The sequence below is a fragment of the Roseibium salinum genome (genome assembly GCF_026240905.1).
Lineage (GTDB): Bacteria > Pseudomonadota > Alphaproteobacteria > Rhizobiales > Stappiaceae > Roseibium > Roseibium salinum.
In genome coordinates, this window is the sequence record NZ_JAPEVI010000003.1 from 2,289,195 (window position 1) to 2,301,836 (window position 12,642).

7 protein-coding genes are annotated in these 12,642 nt (G+C 63.2%); 4 read left to right on the top strand and 3 right to left on the bottom strand.

The features are described 5' to 3' along the window. The first annotated feature begins 5 nt into the window (after window positions 1–5). Window positions 6–2,348 carry a fatty acid cis/trans isomerase gene (locus tag ON753_RS15170; protein WP_265963463.1) on the top strand — a complete coding sequence of 781 codons (2,343 nt, stop codon included), beginning with the start codon at window positions 6–8 and terminating at the stop codon, window positions 2,346–2,348. 112 nt (window positions 2,349–2,460) lie between these two features. Here ON753_RS15170 and ON753_RS15175 read toward each other — a convergent pair whose 3' ends face one another. Then, window positions 2,461–4,623: a malate synthase G gene (locus tag ON753_RS15175; protein ID WP_265963464.1), complete on the bottom strand. Its 2,163-nt coding sequence runs from the start codon at window positions 4,621–4,623 to the stop codon at window positions 2,461–2,463. A 383-nt stretch (window positions 4,624–5,006) separates the two neighbouring features. On the opposite strand from ON753_RS15175, the gene ON753_RS15180 reads away from it, so the two are divergent. From ON753_RS15180 to ON753_RS15190, 3 genes are all read left to right on the top strand, one after another. Next, complete coding sequence (locus ON753_RS15180) at window positions 5,007–5,921, top strand: DMT family transporter (RefSeq protein WP_265963465.1); 915 nt, start codon at window positions 5,007–5,009, stop codon at window positions 5,919–5,921. Window positions 5,922–6,063: 142 nt separating this feature from the next. Further along, a complete protein-coding gene (locus ON753_RS15185) occupies window positions 6,064–7,581 on the top strand; it encodes a hypothetical protein (protein WP_265963466.1) in 1,518 nt (505 codons plus the stop codon). A 303-nt stretch (window positions 7,582–7,884) separates the two neighbouring features. Next, window positions 7,885–10,737: a cation:proton antiporter domain-containing protein gene (locus tag ON753_RS15190; protein WP_265963467.1), complete on the top strand. Its 2,853-nt coding sequence runs from the start codon at window positions 7,885–7,887 to the stop codon at window positions 10,735–10,737. A gap of 33 nt (window positions 10,738–10,770) precedes the next feature. On the opposite strand, the gene ON753_RS15195 is transcribed toward ON753_RS15190, so the two are convergent. Next, on the bottom strand, window positions 10,771–11,565 hold the full coding sequence (locus ON753_RS15195; RefSeq protein WP_265963468.1) for a mechanosensitive ion channel family protein: 795 nt from the start codon (window positions 11,563–11,565) through the stop codon (window positions 10,771–10,773). A 187-nt stretch (window positions 11,566–11,752) separates the two neighbouring features. Continuing rightward, complete coding sequence (locus ON753_RS15200) at window positions 11,753–12,619, bottom strand: SDR family oxidoreductase (protein ID WP_265963469.1); 867 nt, start codon at window positions 12,617–12,619, stop codon at window positions 11,753–11,755. Window positions 12,620–12,642 lie beyond the last annotated feature (23 nt).

Below are 12,642 nucleotides of genomic sequence, written 5' to 3' on the forward strand. Positions count from 1 at the left end.
TCACGATGGGTTGCCGCGCTGTGCTTGTCGCCCTGGCGATGGCGGTGCCGCTTCTTGTCGCGACGGCCGGCGCATCCGCTCAAAACGCATCCGCCCCGTCCGGTCCGCCGATCCAGGATGTCCTGAACAAGCGCTGCGTGGTCTGCCATGGCTGCTACGACGCGCCCTGCCAGTTGAAACTGTCGTCGCCGGAGGGGTGGCGGCGCGGAGCGAGCAAGGCCCGCGTCTACGATTCCTCAAGACTGGAAGATGCTCCGACGACCCGGCTCGGCATTGACGCCAAGACCGTTCCGGAGTGGCGGCGGAAGGGGTTCTTCCCCGTTACCCAAGGCGGCTCCTCGCCGTCCGTTCTCGAACAACTGCTGAGGGCCGGACGCGAGAGCCGTTTCAAGCTGGGCGCAGCGCTGCCGCCCTCCGTCGAGATCACGACACTGCGCAAGAACAGTTGTCCAGCGCCGTCCGAACTTGACGACTATCTCCACCGTCATCCCGATGGCGGCATGCCCTTCGCGATGGCCCCGCTTCCGGACGAAGACTACCGGCACCTCCTCTCCTGGGCTGCCGATGGCGCCTCCGCCAAGGCCGCAGCCACGGAACTGCCCGATGAGGTCCGCGGCCGGATCCGCGAGATCGAAGCATTCTTCAACACACAAGACCTCAAGGCGCAACTCGTTTCGCGCTATATTTACGAGCACCTGTTCCTGGCGCACCTGCATCTGGAAGGTGACGGGCCGCACCGGTTTTTCCGGCTTGTCCGCTCCCGGTCCGGGCCCGATGACGAGCCTGACGAGATTGCGACCCGGCGGCCGTTTGACGATCCGGGCGAGGACTTCTCCTACCGGCTGGCCCTGATTGAGGACACCATCCTCCACAAGGAGCATATCGTTTACGAGATCGGGCCGAAGAGGCTGGACCGCTACCGGGATCTCTTCCTGACGAGCGCGTGGGGCCTCGACGCACTTCCCGCCTACTCCATCGCCGCCGGCGGCAATCCGCTGTCCACCTTCAGCGCCCTGCCGCCACGCAGCCGCTACCAGTTCCTGCTGGACGATGCGCTCTATTTCGTGCGCTCGTTCATTCGCGGCCCTGTCTGTTACGGCCAGGTGGCGGTGAATGTCATTGAGGACCGGTTCTGGGTGTCGTTTCTTGCTCCCGATGCCGATCTTTCCGTCAACGACCCGAGCTTTCTTGAAGAGGCGATCCCAATTCTTGAACTGCCGGTGGCCCGATCCGCCGGCAAGCTCACCGACCGCTTCAAGAGCTTTCTGCTGCTCGGCCCGGTCAGATACCAGACCTTCCGCCAGGAGCGCTACGCGCAGCAGGCCGCGGCGACCGGCGGTCCCGGATATGCCGATATCTGGGATGGCGACGGCACGCGGAAGGATGCAAGGCTGACCGTCTTCCGCAATTTCTCGTCCGCATCCGTCGTCACCGGCTATGTCGGCTCCGTTCCGGAAACCGCCTGGGTGATCGACTATCCGCTGTTCGAACGCATCTACTACAACCTGGTCGCAGGCTTCGATGTCTTCGGCAATGTCGAGCATCAGGTGACGACTCGGCTCTACATGGACAGCCTGCGCCGGGAGGGCGAGCGGATTTTCCTGTCCTTCCTGCCGCCCGGGACGCGCGAGCCGATGCATGCAAGCTGGTACCGCGGGGCGCTCGTCAGTCTGATCGATCTATGGAAGGAAAGCGCGCTCGACACCAAGTCGCCGACCGGGATTTCCTATGCCACGAACCAGCCGAAAACCGAATTCCTGACACGGCTGCTTGAAACCGGACCGGTGCTCTGGCCCGTCACCGATCCACTCAACCGCTGTTCAAAAGGCGGCTGTGCCGACCCGAACACGAGCGCCGGACAGCTCCGTCCCCTGACGGTCGCCCCTGCGCCCTTTGCCAAGTTTCTTCCGGACATCGCGGTGCTGCTGGTTGGCGAAGGGGACGAGCAGGAAATCTTCACGATCGTTCACGACCAGGCCCACAGCAACGTGGCGTTCATCTTCAACGAAGACCTGCGCCGCGAGCCGGTGAGAGACCGGCTTACGATCGTTCCGGGTCAGTTCAGCAGCTATCCCAACCTCGTTTTCCGGGTCTCCCCGGAGGACCTCACCGGGTTCGTCGAGGCCATCGGCCATATCCGCGGTCAGGACGCCTTTGTCCAGGTCGTGGACCGCTATGCAATCCGCAGGACCCATGCCGATTTCTGGCAGGTATACGACAGGATACAGGCAGGCCTGAACGCCCAGGATGCGCTGCAGGCGGGTCTGCTGGACCTCAACCGCTATGACGATCCCAAGCCGTCCGACCCGATCGAACGGCTGTTCGAGTTCAGGTTCTCGTCCGAGTAAGGAGACGGCCCCAGCCTGGCTGCCGGGCCACGCAAAGTCAGGATTGGAGCACGAGCAATGCGTCACGGGACGGCCGAATGACCGTCCCGTTGCAACGTCCGGCCGGCGCCGCTTATGCCGCGGACCTTGCCTTGAACTCGATGCGCCGGCGATGGAGGACCGGTTCGGTGTAGCCGTTCGGCTGCTTTGTGCCCTCGAGCACCAGTTCGCAGGCCGCCTGGAAGGCGACGGAATTGTCGAAGTCCAGGGCCATCGGCCGGTATGCCGGATCGCCGGCATTCTGCCGGTCGACCACGGCCGCCATGCGTTTCATCGTCTCGATCACCTGGTCGCTGGTGACGACGCCGTGATGCAGCCAGTTGGCGATATGCTGAGACGAAATGCGCAAGGTGGCGCGGTCTTCCATCAGGCCGATATTGTTGATGTCCGGCACCTTGGAACAACCGATGCCCTGCTCCACCCAGCGGACCACATAGCCGAGGATGCCCTGCGCGTTGTTGTCGAGTTCGGCCTGGATGTCTTCCGGCGTCCAGTTCGGCCGCTCGGCAACCGGGATGGAAAGTATGTCGTCCAGCTTTGCCGGTTCGCGGCTCTGCAGCTCAGCCTGTCGCGCAGGCACGGACACCTTGTGGTAATGCAGGGCATGCAGGGTCGCGGCGGTCGGAGACGGCACCCAGGCCGTGTTGGCGCCGGCCATCGGATGGCCGATCTTCTGCTCCAGCATGGCGTTCATCAGGTCCGGCATGGCCCACATGCCCTTGCCGATCTGGGCATGGCCCGGCAGGCCGCAGGCCAGCCCCACATCCACGTTATTGTCCTCGTACGCGCCGATCCAGGCCGCCGATTTCATGTCGGCCTTGCGGATCATCGGACCGGCTTCCATGGACGTGTGCATCTCGTCGCCGGTACGGTCCAGGAAACCGGTATTGATGAAGAACACCCTGTTCTTCGCCTGCCGGATGCATTCCTTCAGGTTGACCGTGGTCCGGCGTTCCTCGTCCATGATGCCCATCTTCAAGGTGTTGCGGGCAAGTCCGAGGGCGTCTTCCACGCGCTCGAAGATCTCGGACGCAAAGGCCACTTCTTCAGGGCCGTGCATTTTCGGCTTGACGATATAGACCGAACCGGCCCGGCTGTTCATCCGCCGGCCGTTCGGGCCGATGTCGTGCAGGGCGATCAGGGACGTGATCATGCCGTCGAGCAGACCCTCCGGCACTTCGTTGCCGTGCTTGTCGAGCACCGCATCGATGGTCATCAGATGGCCGACATTGCGGATGAGCAGGAGCGAGCGTCCGTGCAGCGTCAGGGCGCTGCCGTCCGGCGCGCTGTAGTGCCGGTCGCCGTGCATGCGGCGGGTGATCGTCTCGCCGCCCTTTTCGAAGGTCTCCTCCAATTCGCCCTTCATCAGGCCGAGCCAGTTGGAATAGACGGTGACCTTGTCCTGCGCATCGACGGCGGCAACGGAGTCCTCGCAGTCCATGATCGTGGACATGGCCGATTCCAGAACGATGTCCGAGATATGCGCCTTGTCGGTCTTGCCGATCGGGTGCTTGGCGTCGATGTTGATCTCCAGATGCAGGCCGTTCTTCTCCAGAAGCACCTTGTAAGGCGCCACGGGATCTCCGGAGTAGCCCGCGAACTGACCTGGGTCGGCAAGAGCCGCCGTGCCGCTTTCCGTCGTCACCTCCAGCGCTTCGTCCTGGACGCCAAAGCCCGTCACCTGCGACCAGCTTCCCGATGCCAGCGGCACCGCCTCGTCCAGTACCTTGCGGGCATAGGCGATGACCTCGGCGCCGCGAACCGCGTCGAAACCGCCCGGTTCCGGCCTGGAGCCCATGGCGTCGGTGCCGTAGAGGGCGTCATAGAGCGATCCCCAGCGGGCATTTGCGGCATTGAGCGCGTAACGCGCATTCATGACGGGCACGACAAGCTGAGGACCGGCGACCTGACCGATCTCCGGATCGATGTCCGTCGTCCCGACTTCAAAATCGCCCTGTTCGGGAACGAGGTAGCCGATGTCGCTCAGGAACGCCTTGTAGGTGTCCATGTCCGGCGTGCCCGGATTGGCCCGGTGCCAGGCATCGATCGTCGTCTGCAAGGCATCGCGCGTTTCCAGGAGTTCCCGGTTTTTGGGCGCCAGGTCATGGATCATGGCGGAGAGGCTCTTCCAGAAATGATCCTGATCGACCCCGGTCTCCGGCAAAGCCTTCTCGTTGACGAAGTCAAAAAGAGCCTTTTCGACTTTCAATCCGTGGGCATCGATACGGCCGGTCATACTTGGTCTCCACTGAGGCGCATGTCTTACGGAAGGCGCATGCATTGATCACACTTTGCCCGGTCTTTTGCTGGCATTGCAAGCAGCCGTCAACAGGGGCGCCCTTCCCATGACTTTTTCCATTTTGGAAATAATGCAACGCGTTTCCGGCGATAAATTAGGGCCTTACACGACTGCGGCCAACCGTTTCGCCAAAGATAGCCCTTTCGGCCGGTCGGACGATCCATTACCCCTGGGGTACGGCCCCATGAAATTGAATGCGCCGGTCGATGCAGGTGCATCGCTCAAGGCCCTTGACGCTGCCGCTCCAGCCGTGCCGGTGCGTTCAATTTCGTGGACCCGTATCCTGAACTGTCAGCACCGCGTTCCGCGGAAAGGTCTTCATGCTTGCATTTGTCACACGTTTTGGCGGCCTGACTTACGGCAATGCCATTTTGATGCTCGGTCTCACCACTCTCTTCTGGGGCGGCAACACGGTGGCCGGGCGCCTTGCCGTGGGCGAGGTGTCGCCCATGGTGGTGGTGTTCCTGCGTTGGGCGATCGTGGCGGGCATCATGGTGCCGATGGTCTGGCCGCGCATCCGAACCGACTGGCCCCTCATGCGCCCGCAACTGCTGCGGATGGTGCTGATGGCCGCTTTCGGCTTCGTCGCCTTCAACTCGCTGTTCTATATCGCCGCGACACAGACCACGGCCGTCAATCTCGGCATCATTCAGGGTTCGATGCCGATCCTGGTGCTGATCGGATCGGTGTTCGCTTTCGGCACCAGGATCCGGCTGCTTCAGGTCATGGGCATTCTCCTGACGCTGGTCGGAGTGACGCTGATTGCCGCCCAGGGAGACCTGCAGAAGCTGCTCGCGCTCGCGGTGAACCCGGGCGATGGCGTGATGCTGATTGCCTGCGTACTCTATTCCGGTTATACGCTTGCCCTGCGCAACCGGCCGCAGGTCTCCGGCCTCGCCTTCTTTGCCACACTCGCGGGCATTTCCGCCATCGCCTCCCTTCCCGGGCTGTTTTTCGAAATGGCGACCGGCACGGCACAATGGCCGACGGCAAAGGGCTGGCTCGTGGTGCTCTATATCGCGCTCTTCCCCTCCTTCCTGTCGCAGATCTTCTTCATGCGCGGGGTGGAACTGATCGGCCCGGCCCGGGCCGGCGTCTTCATCAATCTTGTGCCCATCTTTGCGGCAGGCCTGGCCGTTTCGATCCTCGGCGAGCCGTTCGAATGGCATCACGGCACGGCGCTTGCCCTCGTCATGATCGGTATCTGGCTGTCGGAGAGGAAGGCGGGCCGGTGATGTCCGGGGAACGGCGCGGCGCGCTGATCTTGACTTCGTGCCGCCGCTGACCTCAAGTCGGTTTCCATTGTCAGTTTCCAACGGATCATTCCGGCTGTGCGATAACGGCCAAAATATTCTTTAGCCTTTGATGGATCGCAACATGTGCCGATTTCAAAAGCTTCAGCGCCTGGTGCTGGCGATTGCGGTTGCCGGCCTGCTGACGGGCGCCCCGGCCGACGCGGGACTTCTTTCGCGCCTTGCACGCGAGGCCGGTGATGCCGCGGGCTCGGCGGGCAAACACGTGGATGGCGCGGCGGGACTTGTGGATGAAGGGGTGTCGCTCGCCCGGAAACTGCCGCACGCGGCAGAGGGCACCGGCGTGGCGCTCCTGCCGGGCGAAGGCAACGCGTGGCAGCTCGTGACGTCCGACGGCAAGAGCCTGCCCATCGCCTCGCTGGACGATATCGGCCAGGGGCTGGAGGATGCGGCCCACGCCACCCACCGGCCGCTGGCGGGCGACAAGACTCCCGCCAGGAGGCAAGGCGGTGGGAGTTTTCAGATAGCCATCAGGGAAACGGATTTCTTCAAACTGCGCGATCAGCTGCACGCGCTTCCGGCCAATGCCAGGCCGGTCATGATCCGTCCGAACGGCAGGTCCTATCCTCTCAAACCCGTCGGCTCCGGAGCCCGCTCGCGCCTTGCGGTCGAACTCGGGCCGGATGTGCTGATCAATCCGGCGAGCCGGCGGGCACTGGGCGGCAACATCAGGTTCCTGTCGCGCCCGGTCAACAGGTCGAACCTGAAGCTTGCCCGCTTCGACAGCGCAGCCGCTCAAGGGGCGGCGCCGGACGGTTTGATCGTCGACCTGAACGCCGACATCCTGGAATCAAGCCTGGCGAAATTCAAGAACCGGACGCTTGTGGTGTCCGGCCGGATTGTGCGCTCGCCCGAGACCGGTCAGGCGCAGCTTGTGGTGCGTGACGGCGGGACAATCCGCAACATCGATGTGGAGACGTTTCACGGCGCTGCCGAACGCCAGCGCGTCAACCTGATGATCGTGGAAAGCACCACGCCGGTTCAACCGGGCAAGAGCTGGTTCTCCAGGACGGCCATCGAAAGACGCCTTGCGGACGCGCAGGCCGCCATGACACAGGCGGATCTGATGGCGGCCTTGTCACCCCCGAACACCACCACCCTGATCCACGCTGCCGACGAGCGCAATTACCGGCTGGTGACCGCAACAAGCCACGCCCCCAGGCAGACGGCGCCATCTGCGGCTGCCGACGATTACTCCGCCGCCGGCTGGTTGCTCGATGCAGGTATCCGGGCCGGTGTGCATTCGGTGAACAGCAATCACGAGGATCCGTACCACACGGAAGAGGTCGAGGGCCGCTGGATTCCCTGGATTTCCAACGTCTCGCTGATCGCGTTCACGGCCCTCGCCGCACTGGCAGTGTTCCTCAGCTGGTATCTGTGGCGATGGTGGAGCCGGCTGTGGAACACGCTGTTCACGAAATCCGGCCAGAACGAACCGGGCTCTGTGGCCCTGCGCATCGTCAAGCTTCTGGCCTTCGTGCCGTTTGCCGCGGCAATGGCCGTCCCGGCGCTCCTGTGGATCGTTGTCGCTGACTGGGTAAGGATCCTGACATGGCCCTTGCGCAAGGCCTTCGGCAGATAGTTCCAACGCGCGGCGGGCCGCAGCTGACAGGCAGGAATGCCGAGGCCTTCATGTTTTGTGAGGAATAAACTGATATCCCTCGGCTTTCCGGTCCCGGGTCTGCGCCCGACTGCGTCCGGAGCCACCGGGGCGCGACTTACCGCCGCCTGAGCCCGAAACGCCGTCCGCGGGCAGGGCTTCCTTGTGGAGAGCCGAGGCTTGCCGGTTCACCTCCGGCCGATCCGGAGGCAGAAGGCTGGTCCCGTCGGACGAACATTTGAAATTGCCGCAATCGCGGAGCACAGTGCTTTTATGGAAACACCATTGATAACAGGCGCTTTTGCGCTGTTGCTGATTACGATATCGCTGTTGCAACCGCTCGCGCGCAGGCTCGGCATCGCCCCCAGCGTTCTGCTGGCCATGGTGGGCACAATGATCGGCATTCTGGCAACCTATCTGCTCTACACGCCGCGAACCGACGTCTTCAACACCATCGCCAACGTCTTCGTCAATCCGCCGCTGGATTCGGAGATGATCCTGTACATCTTCCTGCCGATCCTGCTGTTCCAGACCGCCCTGACGCTCGAAATCCGGCGGATCTTCGAGGATCTCGCACCCATCCTGCTCATGGCGGTGGTCGCGGTCTTCGTGGCGACGGCCTTTATCGGCTTCGCGCTTTCGCCGCTTTCGGGAATGTCGCTGGTCGTCTGTCTTCTGCTGGGCGCGATCGTGGCAACTACGGACCCGGTCGCGGTCGTTGCCATTTTCAGGGACATCGGCGCGCCAGCCCGGCTGGGACGGATCGTTGAAGGGGAAAGCCTGCTGAACGACGCCGCGGCGATCGTTCTGTTCGTGATCCTGCTGGATATTCTCACCGGCGAGCAGTCGCTGACCGCGGGCCAGGGCGCGCTTGCGTTCCTCCGCTCCTTTGCGGGCGGCGTCATCGTCGGCACCTTGCTGGCACGCCTGGCCGTCAGCCTGTTGCCGGTGATGCGCGACCTGCCGCTTGCCCAGGTCACACTCAGCCTTGCCCTGCCCTATGCCACATATGTGCTCAGCGATCAGTTTGCAGACGTCTCGGCCGTGGTCGCCGTGGTGTGCGCGGGAACCGTCTTCAATCTTTACGGCCCCGCCCGCATCCAGCCCGAAAGCTGGCAGTTCCTGCATTCGGTCTGGGAGCAGATATCCTTCTGGGCCGCGTCCCTCATCTTTCTACTGTCGGCAATCCTCATTCCGAGGTTCGTCGAAGGCTTCACGCCGATCGACATCGTGCTGCTGCTCGTCGTCATCCTCGCGGCGCTGGCGGCCAGGGCCGTGGTGATTTTCGGGCTATTGCCGTTCCTGACCACCTTCGGCGTTGGCCAGGAGGTCAATGACCGCTTCAAGATCGTGATGCTGTGGGGTGGCATGCGCGGCGCCGTCACCCTGACGCTGGCGCTCAGCGTGTCGGAACACGGTCTCCTGTCCGACGAGATTTCAGGGTTCATCACCAAGCTGGCAACCGGCTTCGTCCTGTTCACGCTGCTGGTTTACGGCACCAGCCTGAAACCGCTGATACGGTTTCTCGGCCTGGACCGCCTGAACACCCGCGACGAGGCCCTCAGATCGCAGTTTCTCGCCCTGGCCCTGTCGGATGTCCGCCAGGAAGTCGAGACGGCCGCCAGGGACTATCACATCAGCCCGCGGGTCACGGCCCAGGTGCTGAAGGACTACGAGGAAAGGGCGGCCGGCGCCGCGGCGGAAACCAACAAGCTTGAGGAACTGAAGGACTGGGACCGTGTCCGCATCGGCCTGATCGCCCTCGCCGACCGGGAGCAGCAGCTGGTTCTGGAGCATTTCCACGAAAAGACGATCTCGGGCCGATCCGTCTCCCGTTTTCTCACGCTCACGGGCCGCACCGGGGACCTGACCCGCAGCGAAGGCCGCTCGGGCTACAACAAGGCGGTGCGCCAGCCGCTGAAATTCGGGCTAGGCTTCCGCATCGCGCAAATGCTGCAACGGCGGCTGCGGATCGCCCTCCCGCTTGCGATCCGGCTTGCCGACCGTTTCGAGTTCCTGCTCGTCTACCGGATCCTGGCCGACGAGCTGATCGACTTCAACAACCTGCGTATCCGGCCGCTTCTCGGCGATCGCGTCGCGGACATCCTCCAGGACACGCTCAGCATCCGCCAGGACGAAACCATTCAGGCGATCGACGCCCTGCGGCTTCAGTATCCCGACTACGCCGATGCGCTGGAAACCCAGTTTCTGCGCAAGACCGGCGTTCGGCTGGAGGAAACCGCCTTTGACGATGCCAAGCACAAGATGCTGATCGGCACGGAACTCCATCGGGATCTGTTGCGCGACGTGGAACGGACACGCAAGGCCTGCCACACGCGCCCGAAACTCGACCTGGGTCTCAAGACGCGCGAACTCGTCAGCGCGCATCCGCTGTTCGCGGACCTGCCGCGCAAGCAGCAGAAAGCCATCCGCCGGATGATGCGGCCGCAATTCGCAACCCCCGGCGAGTGCCTGATCCGCAGGGGCGACCGGGGCGATGCGGCATATTTCATCGCCTCCGGTGCCGTGGAAGTGCGCGCGCGCACACATGATATCCGCCTTGGCCGCGGCGACGTCTTTGGCGAAATCGCGCTGATGACCGGCGGGCGCCGCAGCGCGGATGTGTATGCGCTCGGCTATTGCCACCTCTTGAGCCTCAGGGCGCAGGACTTCCGGGCCCTGATGGACCAGCATCAGGACTTGCGCGACCACGTGGCAGCGCTCGCGCAGAACCGGCAGCTGATGAACGCCGATCAGGACAGCTTCGACATGGAAGATCCGGTCGTGTCTGTGTTTGGCCCGCGCGCTGATGACATCTCCGGACATTCAGCCAAACATATCGCGGAGACCGGCGACCGGGAGGACAGCAAGGCCGAGAGCCACTATCCCGAGGCAGAGAGCCCGGCCGACGCTGCGGGGGATGCCGATCCAGGCGTTGGAGAGACAGGACTAGACACCGATTCGGCAGAGGCCGAAGAAGAAGCGGCCGCAACGGCCGAAGACGGTAAGCCGGCCGAGAGCTCGGACGAACCTGAAGGGACAGAGGCAGAAGGGGCAGAGCCTGAAGAAGCCTCCCCGGACGCAGAAGAAATTGACGAGCCAGGTCCCAAAACAAGCGAGGAGACCGCATCGGGCTGATGCGGCCTCCCTCGTCGGCATGGTTATTCCGGTCTATCCGGCTTTCTGGATTTCCACCGCATGCGGATAGGGAATGGAAATTCCGCCCGCGTCGAAAGCTTCCTTGATCGTCTTGAGCATGTGGCATTTCAGCTCGAAATAGTCGGCGGCATTGCACCACAGCCGGACGCCCAGATCCACTGAACTGTCCCCGAGATTGATCACGCGGACCCATGGCTCCGGGTCCTTGTGTACGCGCTCGTCCGCATTTGCGGCATCCAGGACGATCTGCATGGCCTTGTCGGCGTCGTCGCCGTAATCGATGCCGAAGGTGAGATCGAGGCGCCGCGTGGCATGGGTCGAATAGTTCGTCACGATCGACCCCCAGGCCTTGCCGTTCGGCATGATGATCTGGACGTTATCCGGTGTCGCGAGTTCGGTCGTGAATATGTTGAGTTCCTTCACGGTGCCTGCCGTGCCGCCGATATCGACATACTGGCCGACCCGGTAGGGCCGGAAGACGACCAGCATGACACCGGCTGCAATATCTCCCAATGTGCCCTGCAGGGCCAGGCCGATGGCCAGAGTAGCTGCACCGAGGATGGCGACCAGACTGGTGGCCTGGATGCCGAACAGCTGCAGGACGGCGATGACCGTGATCAGCAACACGACCCACCGCACGATAGAGGCGGCAAAGCCGCCGATCGTTTGGTCTATGCGCGGGTGAGCGACGATCCGCTTTCTGGCCAGTTCCGAAAGGAAGGCGGCCAAAAACCAGCCGATCATCAGGACGATGACGGCCTTGATAGCGTTGATCACCAGGGGCGTGTAGACACTGGCCTGGTCCATTGCACCTTCCATCTGAAACCCTCCTCGGAAGATAGATCCTTCAATATCGGGAGTTGTAGCAGTGTAAATTTGACCTGACCAGCAAAGCCGCGTGTCGAACAGGTCTGCCCCGCAACCCCGCGCTCCAGGCCGCGCCCCTTGCGCGCCCGGAACGGTCGCCCCCCAGTCATTCCGGTTTTCAGGCTTGTCAGTCCGCTTTCACCGGCCCCATGTCGCAGGGTGCCTCGCTGTCGTCTGGCACGAAGAAATCCGGGGCCAGAGCGAGGCTCGGGTCGACCCGGTACCGGTCGAAATCGGTGACGCCGCGGCTCGCCAGGAACGTGTCGTCGATTACGAACCGGCCGGTGAAGTCCCTTGCCGGCGAGGTGAAGATCTCATAGGCGGCATCCGCAAGGATGTCCGGCGTGCGGCTCTGCTGCATCATCTTGTCGCCGCCGATGATGTTCTTGATCGCCGCCGTCGCAATGGTCGTGCGCGGCCAAAGCGCGTTCACGGCGATGCCCTTGGATCGCAATTCGCCGGCGAGGCCGAGAACCGCAAGGCTCATGCCGTATTTGGCGATGGAATAGGGCGTGAACGGCGCGAACCACTTCTCCTGCATGTCAAGCGGCGGCGACAGCATGAGGATGTGCGGATTGTCCGCCTTTGCCAGATGCCCGATCGCATGTTTGCAACAGGCCAGGGTGCCGCGCGTGTTGACCTGGTGCATCAGATCGAAGCGTTTCATGTCCGTCTGCTGAAGCGGCGTCAGCTGAATGGCGCTGGCGTTGTTCACCAGGATATCCAGCCCGCCGAAATGCGCAGCCGTCTTGTCGATGGCTTCCCGGACGGCGTCCTCGTCGCGCACGTCCAGAAGGACCGGCAGCGCCTTGCCGCCCGCCGCCTCGATCTCCTCGGCGGCGGTGTAGATGGTGCCTTCCAGCTTGGGATGCGGCTCGGCCGTCTTGGCGGCCACGGCGATATTTGCGCCATCCCTTGCCGCCCGCAGGGCAATGGACTTGCCGATGCCGCGCGAGGCGCCGGTGATGAACAGGGTCTTGCCCTTCAGGGACATGTTGCTTCTCCTCCAGAGGTCCG